Annotated in this window: 17 protein-coding genes, 1 tRNA gene and 1 pseudogene; 10 read left to right on the forward strand and 9 right to left on the reverse strand. The window is 54.3% G+C overall.

Annotation, left to right across the window (positions count from 1 at the left end; translation table 11 throughout):
• Window positions 1-38 precede the first annotated feature (38 nt).
• Window positions 39-332 (reverse strand): co-chaperone GroES, encoded by a 294-nt coding sequence (locus tag HWQ14_RS02830; RefSeq protein WP_003855929.1) that lies wholly within the window; start codon window positions 330-332, stop codon window positions 39-41.
• A 178-nt stretch (window positions 333-510) separates the two neighbouring features.
• Here HWQ14_RS02830 and yjeH point away from each other — a divergent pair, with 178 nt between their 5' ends.
• Window positions 511-1,749, forward strand: coding sequence for an L-methionine/branched-chain amino acid transporter (yjeH, locus tag HWQ14_RS02835; RefSeq protein WP_148421816.1), 1,239 nt, complete (start codon window positions 511-513; stop codon window positions 1,747-1,749).
• Window positions 1,750-1,791: 42 nt separating this feature from the next.
• Here the strand turns inward: yjeH and HWQ14_RS02840 are convergent, their stop codons facing one another.
• Entirely contained in the window at window positions 1,792-2,256 is a 465-nt protein-coding gene (locus HWQ14_RS02840) for an FxsA family protein (RefSeq protein WP_176608913.1), read from the reverse strand.
• A 335-nt stretch (window positions 2,257-2,591) separates the two neighbouring features.
• Here HWQ14_RS02840 and aspA point away from each other — a divergent pair, with 335 nt between their 5' ends.
• From aspA to HWQ14_RS02870, 6 genes and pseudogenes are all read left to right on the forward strand, one after another.
• The gene (gene aspA / locus HWQ14_RS02845) at window positions 2,592-4,028 is read left to right on the forward strand and encodes an aspartate ammonia-lyase (protein WP_176608914.1); all 1,437 of its coding nucleotides are present in this window, start codon (window positions 2,592-2,594) and stop codon (window positions 4,026-4,028) included.
• Between the two features lie 116 nt (window positions 4,029-4,144).
• Window positions 4,145-5,446, forward strand: coding sequence for an anaerobic C4-dicarboxylate transporter (locus tag HWQ14_RS02850; protein ID WP_176608915.1), 1,302 nt, complete (start codon window positions 4,145-4,147; stop codon window positions 5,444-5,446).
• A 113-nt stretch (window positions 5,447-5,559) separates the two neighbouring features.
• Window positions 5,560-5,883, forward strand: a complete 324-nt coding sequence (gene cutA, locus HWQ14_RS02855) for a divalent cation tolerance protein CutA (RefSeq protein WP_059354422.1) — start codon at window positions 5,560-5,562, stop codon at window positions 5,881-5,883.
• Window positions 5,859-7,551: pseudogene (locus HWQ14_RS02860) on the forward strand (protein-disulfide reductase DsbD). Before cutA ends, HWQ14_RS02860 begins: the two are co-directional and overlap by 25 nt.
• A gap of 49 nt (window positions 7,552-7,600) precedes the next feature.
• Entirely contained in the window at window positions 7,601-8,176 is a 576-nt protein-coding gene (locus tag HWQ14_RS02865; protein WP_148421810.1) for a transcriptional regulator, read from the forward strand.
• Between the two features lie 104 nt (window positions 8,177-8,280).
• Window positions 8,281-8,356 (forward strand) — tRNA-Phe (locus HWQ14_RS02870).
• Window positions 8,357-8,700: 344 nt separating this feature from the next.
• Here HWQ14_RS02870 and HWQ14_RS02875 read toward each other — a convergent pair.
• Window positions 8,701-9,021, reverse strand: a complete 321-nt coding sequence (locus HWQ14_RS02875) for a FaeA/PapI family transcriptional regulator (RefSeq protein WP_176608916.1) — start codon at window positions 9,019-9,021, stop codon at window positions 8,701-8,703.
• 168 nt (window positions 9,022-9,189) lie between these two features.
• Between HWQ14_RS02875 and HWQ14_RS23195 the strand changes: the two genes are divergently transcribed.
• The 3 genes from HWQ14_RS23195 to HWQ14_RS02890 all read left to right on the forward strand — a co-directional run bounded on the left by HWQ14_RS23195 (window position 9,190) and on the right by HWQ14_RS02890 (window position 11,602).
• A complete protein-coding gene (locus HWQ14_RS23195) occupies window positions 9,190-9,612 on the forward strand; it encodes a winged helix-turn-helix domain-containing protein (protein ID WP_245166434.1) in 423 nt (140 codons plus the stop codon).
• Between the two features lie 297 nt (window positions 9,613-9,909).
• The gene (locus HWQ14_RS02885; protein ID WP_176608917.1) at window positions 9,910-10,377 is read left to right on the forward strand and encodes a FidL-like protein; all 468 of its coding nucleotides are present in this window, start codon (window positions 9,910-9,912) and stop codon (window positions 10,375-10,377) included.
• A 103-nt stretch (window positions 10,378-10,480) separates the two neighbouring features.
• Window positions 10,481-11,602, forward strand: coding sequence for an HD domain-containing protein (locus HWQ14_RS02890; protein ID WP_176608918.1), 1,122 nt, complete (start codon window positions 10,481-10,483; stop codon window positions 11,600-11,602).
• Window positions 11,603-11,636: 34 nt separating this feature from the next.
• On the opposite strand, the gene HWQ14_RS02895 is transcribed toward HWQ14_RS02890, so the two are convergent.
• The 6 genes from HWQ14_RS02895 to HWQ14_RS02920 are packed head-to-tail and all read right to left on the reverse strand — an operon-like array spanning window position 11,637 to window position 17,955.
• A complete protein-coding gene (locus HWQ14_RS02895) occupies window positions 11,637-12,374 on the reverse strand; it encodes an SDR family NAD(P)-dependent oxidoreductase (protein ID WP_148422632.1) in 738 nt (245 codons plus the stop codon).
• Window position 12,375: 1 nt separating this feature from the next.
• A complete protein-coding gene (locus HWQ14_RS02900; RefSeq protein WP_148422633.1) occupies window positions 12,376-12,627 on the reverse strand; it encodes an acyl carrier protein in 252 nt (83 codons plus the stop codon).
• A gap of 1 nt (window position 12,628) precedes the next feature.
• Complete coding sequence (locus HWQ14_RS02905; RefSeq protein ID WP_176608919.1) at window positions 12,629-13,417, reverse strand: MaoC/PaaZ C-terminal domain-containing protein; 789 nt, start codon at window positions 13,415-13,417, stop codon at window positions 12,629-12,631.
• The gene (locus tag HWQ14_RS02910; RefSeq protein WP_148422635.1) at window positions 13,414-14,667 is read right to left on the reverse strand and encodes a beta-ketoacyl-[acyl-carrier-protein] synthase family protein; all 1,254 of its coding nucleotides are present in this window, start codon (window positions 14,665-14,667) and stop codon (window positions 13,414-13,416) included. The genes HWQ14_RS02905 and HWQ14_RS02910 overlap by 4 nt, the downstream gene beginning before the upstream one ends.
• Window positions 14,654-16,027, reverse strand: a complete 1,374-nt coding sequence (locus tag HWQ14_RS02915; RefSeq protein ID WP_176608920.1) for a TolC family protein — start codon at window positions 16,025-16,027, stop codon at window positions 14,654-14,656. Before HWQ14_RS02915 ends, HWQ14_RS02910 begins: the two co-directional genes overlap by 14 nt.
• The gene (locus tag HWQ14_RS02920; RefSeq protein WP_176608921.1) at window positions 16,024-17,955 is read right to left on the reverse strand and encodes an ABC transporter permease; all 1,932 of its coding nucleotides are present in this window, start codon (window positions 17,953-17,955) and stop codon (window positions 16,024-16,026) included. The genes HWQ14_RS02915 and HWQ14_RS02920 overlap by 4 nt, the downstream gene beginning before the upstream one ends.
• Window positions 17,956-17,957: the final 2 nt, after the last annotated feature.

Below are 17,957 nucleotides of genomic sequence, written 5' to 3' on the forward strand. Positions count from 1 at the left end.
TTCTTATTTCCTCAAATTCGTACAGTTTCGTGCGTTAATTACGCTTCAACAATTGCCAGAATATCGCTCTCGGACATGATCAACACTTCTTCATTGTCGATCTTCTCGGATTTCACGCCGTAGCCATCGTTGAAAATGACGATGTCACCAACTTTAACGTCCAGCGGCTGCACAGTTCCGTTTTCCAGGATGCGGCCCTTACCGACAGCGATGATTTCGCCACGCGTTGATTTTGCTGCTGCAGAACCGGTCAGAACGATACCGCCAGCAGACTTGGTTTCAACTTCTTTACGTTTGACGATCACACGATCATGTAACGGACGAATACTCATTGATAGCTCTCCTTTGAGAAAGTCATTATCAGTTATGGATGACGCCGGTCCGCATGCGGTTTTCCGGCTAGTGCCCTGAGAGATGGGGATAGCTTTTTACCCCTTCAAGGGGTAGCCGAAAAAAAATTTGCGAAAGTGTTACCATCGACTCTCTTTTGACGGTGGCAGGACGAGGTAAATGAGTGGACTCAGGCAGGAGTTGGGGCTGGCGCAGGGCATTGGCCTACTCTCAACGTCATTGTTAGGTACGGGCGTATTTGCGGTTCCCGCCCTGGCGGCGCTGGTAGCAGGAAATAACAGCCTGTGGGCGTGGCCGGTGCTTATCGTGCTGGTATTCCCGGTAGCAATCGTGTTTGCCATCCTCGGCCGGCACTTCCCGAGCGCGGGCGGCGTAGCGCATTTTGTCGGTATGGCGTTTGGTCCGCGGCTGGAGCGCGTGACCGGCTGGCTGTTTCTGTCGGTGATCCCCGTCGGCCTTCCGGCAGCCCTGCATATCGCGACCGGCTTTGGACAGGCGCTGTTTGGCTGGCACGACCAACAGCTGCTGCTGGCTGAACTGGGTACGCTGGCGATTATCTGGTGGGTCGGCTCACGCGGGGCCAGCTCCAGCGCCAATCTGCAAACGCTGGTCGCGGTGTTAATCGTCGCGCTGATCGTCGCCATCTGGCTTGCGGGCGACATTACCCTGGCGGATATTCCTTTCCCCGCGGTGAACGACATCGATCGCCCGCAGCTATTTGCTGCGTTATCCGTCATGTTCTGGTGTTTCGTCGGCCTTGAGGCGTTCGCTCACCTGGCATCGGAATTTAAACAGCCCGAGCGTGATTTTCCGCGCGCCCTGATGATTGGCCTGCTGCTGGCGGGCACCGTGTATTGGGCCTGTACGGTACTGGTGCTGCACTTCAACGCGTTCGGTGACGATAAAGCCGCCGCCGCGTCGCTGCCGGGCATCGTGGTGCAGCTGTTTGGCGTAAAAGCGTTGTGGGTAGCCTGCGTAATCGGCTATCTCGCCTGCTTTGCCAGCCTCAATATTTATATTCAGAGCTTCGCCCGGCTGGTGTGGTCTCAGGCACTTTATAAACCGGATAGCCGCCTGGCTCGCCTTTCTGCACGGCAGCTTCCGATAAATGCGCTGAATACCGTACTGGGCTGCTGCGCGGTGAGTTCCCTGGGCATTTATCTTCTCGACATCAACCTTGACGCGCTGATTGTTTACGCCAACGGTATTTTCATCATGATCTACCTGCTGTGCATGCTGGCGGGCTGTCGGCTGCTGAAGGGACGCTATAAGGCGCTGGCGGCCGTCGGGTGTGTGCTGTGTCTGGTGCTACTGGCGATGGTGGGCTGGAAGAGCGTGTACGCTATCGTCGTGCTGGCGGGGCTGTGGGCGTTCTTACCGAAGCGGAGCAGCCTGTGAAATAAAGCCCGGTGGCGCAACGCTTACCGGGCTTAACATTCCTTAACGATCGTCCTTATGATCTAAGCGGTCACGCTGGTCGTCCTTGCGCTGGTATTCCCCTTCAAAGGTATCTCCCGGCCCGGTACTGAACCCACCGCCCGGCATACGGCTGAATCGCAGATGCGGCAGCAGCTTCAGAGTCAGGTGCTTCTGCACCGGCGGCAGCAGCAACAGCAGGCCGAGGAAGTCGGTGAAGAACCCCGGCAGGATCAGCAGCAGGCCAGCAATAATCAACGACACGCTTTTGATCATTTCGGCTGCCGGGCTTTCGCCTGCGGCCATCTTCTGCTGCATTAACAGGAAATTTTTGAAACCCTGATTACGCACCAGCGACATGCCGATGACGGAGGTGAAGATCACCAGAATCAGCGTCAGCAGGACGCCCAGCACGTGGGCAACCTGGATGAAAATCGAAATCTCAATGTAAACATAGAGAAAGAAAGCAATAAATGGTATCCAGCGCACTGGCATCTCCTGTGTGGCAGGTGCCTTCGGGCCCCTGTCTGAATGTGTTCGCGAAGCGCGTAAGTAAGAGATGGAGACGGTTAGCCAAAATTCAATCGGTTTGCACGGATATTTTTTTTGGAAATATTAAAGCGGTGACCCATTTCACAGATTAATAATTATCATGGAATCGGGTCGATAATAAGTGATCCAGCTTACGGCAATTCGCTATCATCAGCATATGATCTCGAACATCGGGCCGATTGAGGGAATAATCGTCGGTCAGAAAATATTCAAAACCACATATATACTGTGTGTTTAGTACAATCCATCGGCAGCTTGAAAAGAAGGTTCACATGTTAAACAACATTCGTATCGAAGAAGACTTGTTGGGTACCAGGGAAGTTCCAGCGGATGCCTATTATGGTGTTCATACTCTGAGAGCGATTGAAAACTTCTACATCAGCAACAGCAAAATCAGCGACATCCCTGAATTTGTGCGTGGCATGGTGATGGTAAAAAAAGCCGCGGCTCTGGCGAACAAAGAGCTGCAAACCATTCCTAAAAGCGCTGCAAATGCGATTATCGCCGCGTGCGATGAAGTGCTGAACAACGGCAAGTGCATGGATCAGTTCCCGGTTGACGTCTATCAGGGCGGCGCGGGTACCTCCGTCAACATGAACACCAACGAAGTACTGGCAAACATCGGCCTGGAACTGATGGGCCATCAGAAAGGTGAATACCAGTACCTGAACCCGAACGACCACGTTAACAAATGTCAGTCCACCAACGACACCTACCCAACCGGCTTCCGCATCGCGGTGTATGCCTCTGTGGTGAAACTGGTGGACGCGATTAACCAGCTGGGCGATGGCTTCCAGCGTAAAGCCGTTGAGTTCCAGGACATTCTGAAAATGGGTCGTACCCAGCTTCAGGACGCGGTGCCAATGACCCTCGGCCAGGAGTTCCACGCGTTTAACGTGCTGCTGAACGAAGAGACCAAAAACCTGCTGCGCACGTCCGAACTGCTGCTGGAAGTGAACCTGGGCGCAACCGCCATCGGTACACGCCTGAACACGCCGGATGGCTATCAGCAGCTGGCAGTACAGAAGCTGGCGGAAGTGTCTAACCTGCCGGTGGTGCCTGCCGAAGACCTGATTGAAGCTACCTCCGACTGCGGCGCCTACGTGATGGTGCACAGCGCGCTGAAGCGTCTGGCGGTTAAGCTGTCCAAAATCTGTAACGACCTGCGCCTGCTCTCCTCCGGCCCGCGCGCTGGCCTGAACGAAATCAACCTGCCAGAGCTGCAGGCGGGTTCTTCCATTATGCCAGCCAAGGTGAACCCGGTGGTGCCAGAAGTGGTGAACCAGGTTTGCTTCAAGGTTATTGGTAACGACACCACCGTCACCATGGCTTCCGAAGCCGGTCAGCTGCAGCTGAACGTTATGGAGCCGGTGATTGGCCAGGCGATGTTTGAATCCATTCATATCCTGACTAACGCCTGCTACAACCTGCTGGAAAAATGCATCAACGGCATCACCGCCAATAAAGAGGTGTGCGAAGGCTACGTGTACAACTCAATCGGGATCGTCACTTACCTCAACCCGTTCATCGGCCACCACAACGGCGACATCGTCGGGAAGATTTGTGCCGAAACCGGTAAGAGCGTGCGTGAGGTCGTTCTCGAGCGAGGATTGTTGACCGAAGCCGAACTGGACGATATCTTCTCCGCCCAGAACCTGATGCACCCGGCGTATAAAGCGAAACGATATACCGATGAAAGCGAACAATAACCGTTCAGGCTAAGCTTCCGAAAGGCACGTCACTTGTGACGTGCCTTTTTTCTTTATGGGCGTTACCAAAACACAACAATTCAATATCAACTTGTTAATGAGCAAGGCAGGTCTTTATGTTTGGAGCAGAACTCGTCATCGTCCTGTTGGCGATTTATTTGGGAGCAAGACTCGGGGGTATCGGCATCGGTTTTGCCGGCGGTCTCGGTGTGCTCGTACTTACCCTTATCTTTCAGATTAAACCCGGCGCCATCCCGTTTGACGTTATCGAAATCATCATGGCGGTTATTGCCGCTATCGCGGCCATGCAGGTCGCTGGCGGTATGGACTACCTGGTGAGCCTGGCGGAGCGTATGCTGCGTCGCCATCCTAAATACATTACCTTCCTTGCCCCGCTGGTGACCTGGTTTATGACCATTCTCGCCGGTACTGGCCACACCGCCTTCTCCACGCTGCCGGTGATCACCGAAGTGGCGAAAGAGCAGGGTATTCGCCCGTCCCGCCCGCTTTCTATTGCCGTGGTGGCATCCCAGATTGCAATCACCGCGTCGCCTATTTCAGCGGCCGTGGTCTTCTTCGCGGGTATTCTTGAGCCGATGGGCGTGAGCTACCTGACGCTGCTGGCAATTTGCATTCCGGTGACGCTGATTGCGGTAATGATTACTGCCGTGCTGTGCAACTTCCTCGGTGCCGAGCTGAAAGACGATCCGGTTTACCAGGAGCGTCTGGCAAAAGGCGAAGTGAGCCTGCGCGGTAGCCAGGTCTTCAGGCTGAAGCCGCACGCAAAACGCTCCGTACTGCTGTTCCTGATTGGTATCGTCGCCGTCATGTTCTACGCGACCGCCATCAGCGACACGGTAGGCCTCATTCAGAACCCGGTTCTGCCGCGTAACGAAGCGATTGTCGTGTTCATGCTGACCATCGCAACGCTGATTAGCATCACCTGCAAAATCGACACCAGCGAAGTGCTGAACGCCAGCACCTTCAAATCCGGCATGAGCGCCTGCGTGTGCGTACTGGGCGTGGCGTGGCTTGGTGACACCTTCGTAAAAGCGCACATCAGCGATATCCAGACCGTCGCAGGCGACCTGCTGCACAACTATCCGTGGCTGCTGGCGGTGGTGCTGTTCTTTGCCGCGACGCTGCTGTACTCCCAGGCGGCAACCACCAAAGCGCTGATGCCTGCGGCACTGATGCTGGGCGTTACGCCGCTGACGGCGATTGCCTCTTTCGCGGCCGTTTCCGCCCTGTTCGTTCTGCCCACCTATCCAACCCTGCTCGCCGCGGTTGAGATGGATGACACCGGCTCAACCCGTATCGGTAAATACGTGTTTAACCACGCGTTCCTGATCCCGGGCGTGGTGGCGATTACGCTTTGCGTGGTCCTCGGCTTTATCATCGGCGGCATTGTGCTGTAAACGATTAGCCGTTGTAAAAATAGTTAAAATCGGGCCGCTCTGCGGCCCGTTTCATTAATGACCAGACGCCTTGCGTGATATAGTGAAGACTTTCGTGATGAGGAGGTCAGCTTGTGAACACGCCTGATGCTGTTGTTGTACTGTGTACCGCCCCTGATGAAGCTTCTGCCCAGGATCTCGCCGCCAAAGCGTTGGCCGAAAAACTGGCTGCCTGCGTCACGCTGCTTCCCGGCGCTACCTCCCTTTATTACTGGGAAGGCAAGCTGGAGCAGGAGTATGAAGTCCAGATGTTGCTTAAAACTAATCTGACAAATCAGCAGGCGCTCCTCGACTGCCTCAAGTCTCATCATCCATACCAAACCCCGGAACTGCTGGTGCTGCCAGTGGTCCACGGCGATAACGACTATCTCTCATGGCTCAACGCTTCCTTACGCTGATCCTGCTGCTGTGCAGCACGTCAGTTTTTGCCGGGTTGTTTGACGCGCCCGGCCGTTCGAACTTTATTCCTGCCGACCAGGCGTTCGTTTTTGACTTCCAGCAGAACCAGCACGAGCTCAGCCTCACCTGGCAGGTAAAAGAGGGGTATTACCTCTACCGCAAGCAGGTCAGCATCACGCCGGCAAAGGCTGACGTCGGTGCATTGCAGATGCCCGCGGGCGAGTGGCACGAGGACGAGTTCTACGGTAAAAGCGAAATCTATCGTCAGCGCTTAAGCGTGCCCGTCACGGTGAACCAGGCGGATAAAGGCGCTACGCTGACGGTGACCTATCAGGGCTGCGCCGACGCCGGATTCTGCTATCCGCCGGAAACGAAGGTCGTACCGCTCAGCGAAGTGAAAGCGGCTGTCGCCGTTTCTCCGCCCCCCCTCCGGCGAGAGCAGCGAAGGCAATACAGACCTTCCGTTCTCAGCGCTTTGGGCCTTACTGATTGGCATTGGCATCGCCTTTACCCCCTGCGTGCTGCCGATGTACCCGCTTATCTCTGGCATCGTGCTGGGCGGCAAACAACGTCTTTCCACCGCCCGCGCGCTGCTTTTGGCCTTTATCTACGTGCAGGGCATGGCATTAACCTATACGGCGCTTGGCCTGGTGGTCGCCGCTGCCGGGTTGCAGTTCCAGGCTGCGCTTCAGCATCCTTACGTGCTTATTGGGCTGTCAGCGGTATTTGTCCTGCTGGCGCTGTCGATGTTTGGTCTGTTCACCCTGCAGCTGCCCTCTTCCCTGCAAACCCGCCTGACGCTGATGAGCAATCGCCAGCAGGGCGGCTCTGCGGGCGGGGTATTCGCCATGGGGGCTATCGCAGGGCTGATTTGCTCTCCCTGCACCACCGCGCCGCTGAGCGCCATCCTGCTGTACATTGCGCAGAGCGGCAACATGTGGCTCGGCGGCGGAACGCTGTACCTCTACGCGCTGGGCATGGGCCTGCCGCTGATTCTGGTGACGGTGTTTGGCAATCGCCTGCTGCCGAAGAGCGGCCCGTGGATGGAGACGGTGAAAACTGCATTTGGTTTTGTCATTCTGGCGCTACCGGTGTTCCTGCTGGAGCGTATCATCGGTGACGCCTGGGGCATTCGCCTGTGGGCGATGCTTGGCGTGGCCTTCTTCAGCTGGGCGTTCATCGTCAGCCTGGGGGCGAAAAAACCGTGGATGCGTCTGGTGCAAATTCTTCTGCTGGCCGCCGCACTGGTGAGCGTTCGTCCTTTGCAGGACTGGGCGTTCGGCACCCCGAGTGCCCAGGCGCAGGCGCATCTGAATTTCACCCCGGTTAAAAACGTGGATGACCTCAACCACGCACTGGCACAGGCGAAAGGTAAACCGGTCATGCTCGACCTCTATGCCGACTGGTGCGTAGCCTGCAAGGAGTTTGAAAAATACACCTTCAGCGATCCGCAGGTACAGCGCGCCCTGAGCGACACCGTTCTGCTTCAGGCAAACGTAACCGCCAACAGCGCGCAGGATAAAGCCCTGCTGAAGCAGCTTAACGTGCTCGGCCTGCCTACCATCCTTTTCTTCAATGAAGAGGGGAATGAGCAGCCAGCGCAGCGCGTAACCGGGTTTATGGACGCAACGGCTTTCAGCGCGCATTTGCGCAATCGCCAACCGTAAACAACACTTTAGACGGGATAAACCGTTGGGAATAGCGGAGGAGATAACCGTGCAACGCGAAGACGTACTGGGACAAGCCCTGCAATTACTTGAGATTCAAGGGATCGCCAGCACCACGCTTGAGATGGTCGCCGACCGTATCGATTACCCTCTGGATGAACTTAAGCGCTTCTGGCCGGATAAAGAGGCGCTGCTTTACGATGCCCTGCGCTATCTCAGCCAGCAGGTAGATATCTGGCGCAGGCAGCTGTTGTTGAACGAAGAGCTGAGCACAGAGCAAAAGCTGCTGGCGCGCTATACCGCGCTGACGGAGTGTGTAAGCAACAACCGCTATCCCGGCTGCCTGTTTATCGCCGCCTGCACCTACTTTCCCGATCCTGGACACCCTGTTCATCAGCTGGCCGATCGGCAAAAACGGGCAGCGTACGAGTTCACACACGAGCTGCTGACCACGCTTGAAGTGGATGACCCGGCAATGGTGGCGAAGCAGATGGAGCTGGTCCTGGAAGGTTGCCTGAGCCGTATGCTGGTGAACCGTAGTCAGGCGGACGTGGATACGGCTCACCGTCTGGCGGAAGATATCCTGCGGTTTGCTCAGTGTCGTGCGGGTGGGGCGTTAACGTAAGCGTCCCCAGAAGCCAGCACATTGCCGTAAAGTTGAGCAGTTAAACCGCTTTTTCTGAATTAGTATTGACGATCTCACGTGATTGCGGTTTAATGCGCTCCGTTGCCCGGATAGCTCAGTCGGTAGAGCAGGGGATTGAAAATCCCCGTGTCCTTGGTTCGATTCCGAGTCCGGGCACCACTATTCTAAGAACCCAGCCTATGGCTGGGTTTTTGCTTTTCTGTTCCAGCTAAAATCTCGCCTCTCTCCCTGTTTCCTTACAACAGCACGTGTAATTTCAGTTATGCATTATGGTAACGCCAAAATAGTTGCCCGTGTACACTATACATCGGGCATGAGGGCAAGCTTAAACGAAGAGAATAAAAAATAATTGCCATTATGCAGGAACATTAAAACTTCATTGGGAATTTTCTTAAGACCTTGCGAGATTATAATTAGTATTTATCAACTCCTTTAGCTTATCTATTTGACTTCCCGTACTATGTTGCAAATGAAAATACCCCTTGTTAGAATACTGACATACTTTATGTGGTCTCCTTTGACAAAAACCACTGATGATGCTTTTGCATTTTATCCCGCATAACCTGACCATATTTTTCAAGCGGAAGCAGCAAGTGTCTCACTTTATAAATTGAAATACCGCACAGATCGGCAAGTTCTCTGGTCGACAAGCCGCGCATGCTGTGGTTTTTTAATAAATTGAGTATCAATATTTGTTCAGGCCCTCTGATCATCGCCAGACCACTTATTCCCATTTCCGCCGCTAACATTTGCAGATTGTCATGAGGTGCGTTGTAACCTGGATGTACTGCACCCGGGTTGTATGAACACTGTGGGAGTTTCATCGTCGACTCCTTGGTATTGAAGGAGTTAGCAGTATGTATCCCCCTGAGTCAATCAGCAACATTAGCTTCAGATGAGCGCAAAAACAGGATTTTTATCTGACATTCATAATGTTTTATCAAATTGAGTCGGTATGTTAGGGGAAAGTAAGGCTAAGGGAGAGGATCGACATGAGGTTCGATATTGAGGGATTCATCACTTTTGATACGGAGGAGGCATCCCTCCTTAACTTACTGACCGGGGATAGCGTTGAATTATCCCAAACCTCGACACGTCTGCTGGCTGAATTACTCAATCACCAGGGCGATATCCTTTCGCGAAATGAAATTTTCCAGTCCGTATTTGATAAATATGGTGCCAGAGCGTCAAACAGTAACCTGAACCAATATATCTCAACGTTACGCCGAAACCTGAGCGATCTGGGCGTTGAGAAAGAGATCATTACCACAGTTCCTCGTATTGGTTTTAAGATTGCGGACGATGCCATTATCCACAACGATCGCGAGTATCGCCCCCCTTTCTTGAGGAAAAGATACCCAAACCGACAATCAGACCGCCGCATTTATCCCTTTTTCAGCGGGCAGGCAGAATAGCTATTCTGGCCTTTGCTTTTATTCTTCTCTTAATCAAGCCGGTGGCCTTCAAATCAGACACTGACGTTCAAAAAATGATTGAGGATCAATGCATCATTTTCATGTCTCCTGCCCTGTCACTGCGCGAGGTGCAAAGTAGTTTTAACTTTACCTCCCAAAAGTTCGACTGCTCGCATCCAAAGGAGCTGTACGTCTACAAGAAACAGGTAAAAGGAACCCTGGGTAATATTATGCAACTGCTGCTCATCGAGTGTAATAAAGACAGTTGCGTAAGTTTTTATTACAGAGAAAAAAACAATGTCTAAACGCCTCCTTTTCCTGATAGTCATCGTCGGTCTGGCCCTGATCGGCATGGTTTACGCTCTTACCAGGCCTACGGCTTTCTCGTGCGAATCTCAGTTTTCTGTCTTGCAAAGCATCAACGGAGATAACATCCGTGCAGAAGGACTCATTTTTTTTAACATGACAGATGACGTTATCCTTATCAACATTGATGGTCTTCTTTCACACAATAACAAAAAATATCTAATCTCTCGCACGCTTAAGATTAGCTATAAAGCTTATAATACTAAAGCGCACCTATATAAAATAACGCATATTAACATTCAGCGTGACAATACAGATAACGTCGACGATAAGATTGCCATAAACCTGCTGTTTGGCAAAGGCCCTGACGGGAAGCTCATTTATCTTAATAAACTCAATAATAATACAATACTCTTTGGTAACCACACATTTCCGCAGTATGGTTGCAAACGAAAATAATTCGTGTGGTTTTCTTTAACGAAGCGCAGCGTAAATTAATTTTCTTAATATCATGAATATAAACCTAATAGAATTACTGGCTTGCATCTCAAAAATAATAGATATGATCAATCCTCGACTTAACTTGCATCATGTCCGAACGGCATATATTGCCTGGCATCTTGCCCGTGAATCGCAGTTAACGTCTGCGCAATGTCGGAAGACCCTGCTCGCAGCCCTGCTTCATGATATCGGCGGGCTTAACGAGGAATCACGACAGCAGCCCATAAGCTATTACGATAATGAATTCAATAACCATGCTGCTGTGGGCGCGGAACTGCTGGCGACCGTGCCGCTGCTGGCCCCCCTTAAGACCATTGTCCGTTATCATCATATTCCCTGGGAAAATGGCAAAGGCGCGAGTGTTAATGGTGCAAAAACGCCAAAAGAAAGCCATATCATCTTTCTGGCTGATCGACTGGACGTATTAATTGCTCAATACCGTACCAGCGATATAATCACGGCCAAAGATGAAATCATAGACATTATTTCCAGTGGAGAAGATACCCTGTTTAAACCAGACTATATCCGAGCATTCCGTCGAATGACAAACAGCGCGCTTTTTTGGCGAATAATTGAATCGACAGAATTTCATGACTATATTCAGGATATCCCTCGTATAAATAATGACTCCGTTTCGTTACATAATTTCCGCGATATTGCCGGGATGCTGGCATTTATAATTGACGGCTTCAGCCATCATGGCGTCCAGCACTCTCTGGTGGCCGGACGAATCTCGGGATACCTCGCAAAAAAAATGGGTATCCCACCGGAACAATGTCTGAAAATTGAAACAGGTGGATTGCTGCATAACCTTTCTTCTCTGGCACAGTGCGATACACCGGCGCATGCCGACGGGGGGAGTGCCGTCTGGAATGAACTCTGTTCCATTGAAGCCATAAGAGATATTGCGCGCTGGTGTCAGATTCAAAAAACCGTTGTTGCTAAATCTGGCTGTCCGCAGGAAGTGATGATTATGAAAGCCAGCATCTGGCTGGCGTCACTGCTGCAGGGGGTTACGTTATCATCGGAGTTTAAAGCGCGCGTCGGGGAAACGGCGGAAATCGCACCAGAGCTGGCAGGCATAGTGCAGCAACACAGTGCGGTTTTATTGCAGATCTTTCAGGAGTCCGTTAAGGAACGACGCGCTCTGGTGCAACGCATTAACCAGCTTAGCCAGCCATGAACCGCGAGAAGCCTCTTCTCGCGGTTGTTGTTCCTCAGGCGGATAACCCACCGTCCAGTACCAGCGTCTGCCCGGTGAGGTAACTGCTTCCTTCCCCGATCAGAAAAGCTACGGCACGCGCTACGTCCTGCGTTCGTCCCAGTCGCCGCAAGGGAATATTCTGCCGCATGGCTTTCAGCCGTGTTTCAGGAATAGCCTGAACCATTTCACCATCAATCAGGCCTGGAGCCAGACAGTTAACCCGAATGCCAAAGCGCCCTACTTCCCGCGCCAGTGAACGCGTGAGGCCGATCATTGCCGCCTTACTGGCCGCATAGGCCGTCTGCCCACTATTGCCCTTTATGGCCGTCACGGACGACATAAAGACGATTGCACCACTTCCCTGCATCATCATCGCTGGCAGCAGGATCCGATTCCAGTTCACGACAGCAACAAGATTGTTTTCCAGCACCTCATGCCAGTCGCGTGCTTTCTGGTGAATATGCAGCGCATCAATGGTCATTCCGGCGTTGTGAATAATTGCAGAGGGCGCGCCGAACTCACTGAGCAATGACGTCGCTAACTTCTCGACTCCAGCTTCGTCACTTCCATCGCAGCGGTAGCCTTTAACCCAGTTTGACGTACTGCGGCTGCGCGCGTATTGCAGCGTGCGGTCAATGCCGGCCATATTTCGACCGGTGAAGACGATATTCCACTCAGGCAACAGGTGGTTCACCAGGCTCTGACCAATTCCCCGGCTGCCTCCGGTGATCAACATCCATTTCTTCTCCATCTTAGCCTGCCATTTCCTGTGCAATCAGCATGCTCAGGTCGCGAAGCGTGACGGGTGGTTTTGTCATAAACATGTCAGCAGTGAGCGTTACGTTAAACTCACGTTTCGCCAGCACCATCAACTCCACATAGTCCAGGCTATCTGGTTCCAGTTCAGCCAGTGTCGTCTCCGGCGTGAGGGCTTCCGGTGCCAGATCTTTCGCATCGCAGAGCATTTCAGCGATGCTGTCGTAGATGGTTTCATATTGGCTCATGTTATTTTCCTTTTGTCAGGGCGCCGATTTTTAGCGTCACGGCACTGCTAATGTAGCGTTGTTGATAATGCGTACGCGCAGCGATTCTCACCGCTGCGCCATTTACCAGGTCGCCGACCACCACGGCGGGCAGCGTTTCAATTTCCAGGCTTTCTGAAAATGGCTCCGTAGACCAGGGTTCCAGCAGATGAGAGTCGAAGATAACCTCCTGATGGGTCTGTACTACGTGAAATCGGGAAAACAACATATCCAGCGAGTGGCAGACCGGCAGGATGGCCGCGATGGCCTGCTGACGTAGCAGCGCGCTATCCTGAAGAAGGTGACGAAACAGCAGCGCATCAAGAAAATGCCACTGCCGGGCATCGGGTAACAGGGGTAAAAAGGTCTGATGCAGAGCAACAATTGTCGATGCCCCCAGCTCCCGCTGGCTTTTTTCGTGTTCAATGGCAAAGAGATTTACCGGCGCGATTTGGCACGAGAGGTAATGCTCTTTTGCAGAAAGATCGCGCACAAAAGCAGCATCACGCTTATTCACGTCGCGCATCATCAGGTAGGCGGTATCGCGCCACAGCGGTCGGCGAAAACGTACGGTACACTTGAGAAAGGGGGCGCTGGTGGCCATAGGGCTGATAAACCGTTTCACATCCAGCGCGGCACGCATACCATGTACGCTGAGCTGATTTCCGCCACGCGCTTTCACCCACGCTTTATCAAAATGCACAGGATTATAATCTCCCGAAAACGCAGCCCACTGACGCGCATCCAGCTGGCTGTAACACAGCGTCCTCATGCGTGCTTCTCCAGAATCAGTGCCGCGTTTGCGCCACCAAAACCAAAGCTCAGGTTCAGCGTTCTGCGGATGTTACCGGCACGATGGCCTTCAATGACGTAATCCAGATCGCAGCGTTCATCCGCCTGCTGATAGTTGGTCGTCGCGGGAATGATACCGTGGCCGATAGCCTGTAAGCAGACGATGCTCTCAAACGTACCTGCGGCAGAAATTAAGTGCCCGGTGTACGATTTGGTGCTGGAAACCGGGATAGACCAGGCCGCATCGCCCAGCGCCATTTTCAGCGACTGCGTTTCATTGATATCATTGAGGGGAGTCGAGGTGCCGTGCGCGTTGATATAGTCCAGCTGCTCAGGCTGTAGTCCCGCCTGTTGCAGTACACAGGTGATGGTGTGCTCGCGAGCGAGGCAATCCTCCGCGGGAGACGTAAAATCCCAGGCATCTGAGAAATTGGCGTAACCGGTGACTTCGCCCAAAATCGTCGCTCCGCGCGCAATCGCCCCCTCACGCTCCTCAAGGCACAGCACCGCCGCGCCTTCAGACAATACGAATCCGCTACGATGGGCGCTGAACGGGCAACTGGCACGTTGAGGATCTGACGCCTCTTTACTCAGCGCCCCCAGCACGTCAATGTTCCAGATCGCACAGTGGCTTGTCAGAGATTCTCCGGCCCCTGCAAGCATCATCTGCGCCCTGCCGCTGCGGATCACTTCATACGCTTCACCAATAGCGATAGTTCCCGTCGCACAGGCAGCGACTACCGTATTCTGATAGCCATTTAGCCCCCAAAATTGACTACAGGCAGCGGTGGTAACGCTTGGCATGGAATAAAAACAGGTAAACGGAGAGGCGAGCCCTCTTGTCGCAAACTCACTCTGTGCATGGTAGCTTTCGTCCAGCCCTCCCCAACCGGTGCCCATGATCGCGCCGCAGTCTAAAGGGCTGTAGAATTCCTGCGGTGGCTCACCGCCAAAGGCCATTGCCATGGCCTGACGAGCCGCACCGAGCGTAAGCCGGGCAAAGCGTGGCAGCCGACGCCGTACCACGGCAGGAACGCCGCTCAGGCTCGGTTCGTTGTCCACCAGCCCCAGAAAGTAGGTTTTAATATTCCGCGCCGAGTTATCGACATAGCGATAGCCCAGGCGATAACGCATGATTGCCTGCCAGCTCTCATCTGCCGTGGCGCCAAGTGGGGTGACCGCACCATACCCGGTCACCACCACCCGCTTATATCCATCATTTCGCTTCATGTCTTATCATCCTGTATTGCGTGTCGCCTCCCTGTGCCAGCCAGAGCTGCAGCGTGGCGTAGAGGTAGTCGTATTGAGCCTGCGCAAGGGCATTCTCCAGGTTCAGCCGATCGTCCTGCGCGTTTAACAGCGTCTGAAAATCCACCGCCCCTGCGCGATAACGGCTTTGCGTCAGGGATAAACGCCGCTCGCTGAGGGTCAGCGACTGGTGAAGCCGAACGCGTTGTTCCTCAGCGCTCGATCGGTTTTCCATGGCATCGTCCACTTCGGCGAGTGCGCTGTAGGCGGTAGCGCGAAAAGCGATGGCTGCCTGTTTTATTGCTAAATCTGCCTGCGTGATGGTGAGCTGTCGGGTATTCCACTGAATAAAGGGCAGCGTCAGCGCGGTGCCCGTTGTGCGTATAGGATCGTGGAACCACTGGCTAAAGATCTGACTTCCGGCATTCAGGGAAGCATCAAGAGAAAGCGCGGGATAGAACTGCAATCGCGCCGCGTCATAGCCTGCCAGTGCTGCTCGCAGGCGGGACTCAGCAGCCTGAATATCAGGCCGGCGGGCAATCACCCGCAGCGGGGTATGTTGTGCAACTGGAACCTGCTGATTCACATCCAGCACGGTCGCTTCATCCGCGTGCTGTTCTGCCGGTCTGTTGAGCAACAGCGCCAGCGCATTGCGGGCGTTCTGCCGCTGCTGGTTCAGGAGGCGTAATTGATTCTGCCGCGTCAGCAGCGCCTGTCGGGATTGCAGTACATCAAGCTGACCGACCTTCCCTGCGTTGAACCATGATACGACCTGCTCAACGGTCTGCTGCGAGATTGCCAGACCGGCACGCTGATTACGGATCTGCTGGTTATAGAGGGCGATCCGCCAGTAAAGCTGAGCGGTGGTGCTGATGGTAGAAAGCACCGTTGCATGATAATCCTGCTCGCTCGCCAACGCCTGCCACTCGCTTTGCTCACGAATACGCGCCAGTTTTCCCCACAGATCCAGCTCCCAGGCGATGGAAATACCGCTGCTGTAGCTCTCCTGAGACGCCCCCCCGCTACGTACATTTTTGACGTTACTGGCCGCGCCGCTAATCGTGACGGCAGGCGTCATGTTAGTGTGGGTGAGCCCCGCCGTTACGCGCGCCTGCTGCAACGCGATCGCCGCCGCAGCCAGATCGTTATTGCTTACCAGCACCTGTTCAATCACCCGCGCTAATCGGGGATCGTCAAAACGCCAGCGGCTTTCAGCATTCTTATCCATTGCCGCAGGCCACTGGGTGGGCAACGACAGCAGCGGGCGCTGGAAGTCGCTGCGGGTTAATGCACCACATCCCGTCAGAAGTAACAGCATCGATAGCATCAGAAGACTTTTCATTCTCGGGCCAGCGCCTCGGTGGGATTGAGGCGGGCCGCGCTGCGCGCCGGAAAATAGCCAAACGTCAGGCCGATCAATGCGGAGAAGCCGCAGGCCAACAGCACCGGGAAAAGAGTAAAAACCATTGGGAACGCGTCGGTCACACAGGCGAAAAGCAGCCCAACTAACCACGATCCGAAAACCCCTGCCAGGCCTCCAAGGGCGCAAATCATCACTGCCTCAATCAGAAACTGGTTGAGGATGTCTGAGGGGCGTGCACCAACAGACAAGCGGATCCCAATCTCGTGTGTCCGTTCCGTCACCGACACCAGCATGATATTCATCACCCCGACGCCGCCCACCAGCAGGGAGATTGCCGCAATCGCGGTTATCAGCAGCGACATAGAGTCAGAGGTTTTCTGCATGGCGTTCGCCAGCCGATCGTCAGTCTGAACAAAGAAATCTTTGCGCCCATGCTCACGCAGCAGATGATGTTCCACACGCCGTGCCGCCTCATGCGGGTCCAGAGGCGGCTGAAAACGCAGAACCAGGGATTCCAGCGGTTTTTCACCCGTAAGCCGCTGCTGCAAGGCAGTATGAGGTACCCATGCGGCCATAAACCCACCCACCACTTTTGGTCCGGGGCGAGATGCAACACCGATCACCCGCCATGGCGCACCGGCAATCTGCACGATCTCGTTGAGCGGATCTTCTCCACCGGGAAACAGCGTATCGCGACCGGTTTCATCGAGGATCAGAACCGGTTCACCTTCAGCAACATCGCGCGCGGTAAAACCGCTACCCTGCACAAACCGCAGACCTTGCAGGGTGAAAAAGTCCTGCGAAACGCCGGACAGCAACATTGAGGAGTCTAAGCCCTTGCGAACGGCCAGCATGGTGGTGCTGATGACCGGCGAAACGCCCATAATCCAGGGAAGAGCCTGCAGGCTGCGCACGTCGTCCAGCGACAGCGCGCGCGCCATGTCCGGGCGCGTGTTGCCCCATCCGGTGCCGGGTCGGATCTCCAGCGTTGTGTTTCCCAGCTTGCCGATCTCATTCATGATCGCCTGCCGGGCGCCTTCGCCTGCCGCCATTGATGACACAACTGACGCAATACCGATGATGATCCCCAGCATAGAGAGAAACGCACGCAACCGGTGCCCGAGCAACGAACGCCAGGCCATGCGGACAGATTCGTGAAGGCGACGATGTAACGACGCGCGCCCGTTATCCTGCTCCGGCAACGGAACAGACGCATGAGCAGCGGTGTGCTGGACGTCGCTGATAAGTCGTCCGTCTCCGATCTCGATAGTGCGCTGTGCCTGCCGGGCGACGTCGCGATCGTGGGTAACGATAATCACCGTATGCCCTGCCCTGTGCAGTTGGTGGAATACCTCCATTAGCGCCTTGCCGCTGAGGCTGTCGAGCGCACCGGTAGGTTCATCCGCCAGGATGACATGCGCGCCGTTAATCAGCGCCCGGCAAACGCTCACTCGCTGCTGCTGACCACCGGAAAGCTGGGCAGGGCGGTGCTGTAGCCGATCTTCCAGCCCAAGCTGACGCGCAAGTCTGTGCGTACGTGCGTGACGTTCCTGTTCAGGCATGGCGGTATACAGCGCAGGGATAGCAATATTTTCTTCCGCCGTCAGATAGGGCATCAGGTGGTACCGCTGGAAAATGAATCCCAGATAGCGACTGCGCAGGTCGGCCAGATGAAGGCTGTCAGCGTTATGTACCGGCGTGCCGTTTATCAGTACCTCGCCCGAGGAAGGCCTGTCCAGGCAACCAATAATATTCATCAGCGTGGACTTTCCCGAGCCGGACGCCCCCACGATCGCTACCATCTCCCCGGGATAGATGGTCAGTGAAATATTGTTCAACGCCGCCAGCGTTTGCGTTCCCGCATGAAAGGTACGGCAGACCCGCCGTAGCACGATAATCGGCTCCATCC

This window comes from Enterobacter cloacae, from assembly GCF_013375935.1.
In the GTDB taxonomy this organism is placed as follows: Bacteria; Pseudomonadota; Gammaproteobacteria; order Enterobacterales; family Enterobacteriaceae; genus Enterobacter; species Enterobacter pasteurii.

Excerpts from the sequence above, each read along its gene's own strand:
- HWQ14_RS02830 (WP_003855929.1), bottom strand. The coding sequence starts at position 332 with ATGAGTATTCGTCCGTTACATGATCGTGTGATCGTCAAACGTAAAGAA.
- yjeH (WP_148421816.1), top strand. The coding sequence starts at position 511 with ATGAGTGGACTCAGGCAGGAGTTGGGGCTGGCGCAGGGCATTGGCCTA.
- aspA (WP_176608914.1), top strand. The coding sequence starts at position 2,592 with ATGTTAAACAACATTCGTATCGAAGAAGACTTGTTGGGTACCAGGGAA.
- HWQ14_RS02850 (WP_176608915.1), top strand. The coding sequence starts at position 4,145 with ATGTTTGGAGCAGAACTCGTCATCGTCCTGTTGGCGATTTATTTGGGA.
- HWQ14_RS02875 (WP_176608916.1), bottom strand. The coding sequence starts at position 9,021 with ATGAAACTCCCACAGTGTTCATACAACCCGGGTGCAGTACATCCAGGT.
- HWQ14_RS23195 (WP_245166434.1), top strand. The coding sequence starts at position 9,190 with ATGAGGTTCGATATTGAGGGATTCATCACTTTTGATACGGAGGAGGCA.
- HWQ14_RS02885 (WP_176608917.1), top strand. The coding sequence starts at position 9,910 with ATGTCTAAACGCCTCCTTTTCCTGATAGTCATCGTCGGTCTGGCCCTG.
- HWQ14_RS02890 (WP_176608918.1), top strand. The coding sequence starts at position 10,481 with ATGATCAATCCTCGACTTAACTTGCATCATGTCCGAACGGCATATATT.
- HWQ14_RS02895 (WP_148422632.1), bottom strand. The coding sequence starts at position 12,374 with ATGGAGAAGAAATGGATGTTGATCACCGGAGGCAGCCGGGGAATTGGT.
- HWQ14_RS02900 (WP_148422633.1), bottom strand. The coding sequence starts at position 12,627 with ATGAGCCAATATGAAACCATCTACGACAGCATCGCTGAAATGCTCTGC.
- HWQ14_RS02905 (WP_176608919.1), bottom strand. The coding sequence starts at position 13,417 with ATGAGGACGCTGTGTTACAGCCAGCTGGATGCGCGTCAGTGGGCTGCG.
- HWQ14_RS02910 (WP_148422635.1), bottom strand. The coding sequence starts at position 14,667 with ATGAAGCGAAATGATGGATATAAGCGGGTGGTGGTGACCGGGTATGGT.
- HWQ14_RS02915 (WP_176608920.1), bottom strand. The coding sequence starts at position 16,027 with ATGAAAAGTCTTCTGATGCTATCGATGCTGTTACTTCTGACGGGATGT.
- HWQ14_RS02920 (WP_176608921.1), bottom strand. The coding sequence starts at position 17,955 with ATGGAGCCGATTATCGTGCTACGGCGGGTCTGCCGTACCTTTCATGCG.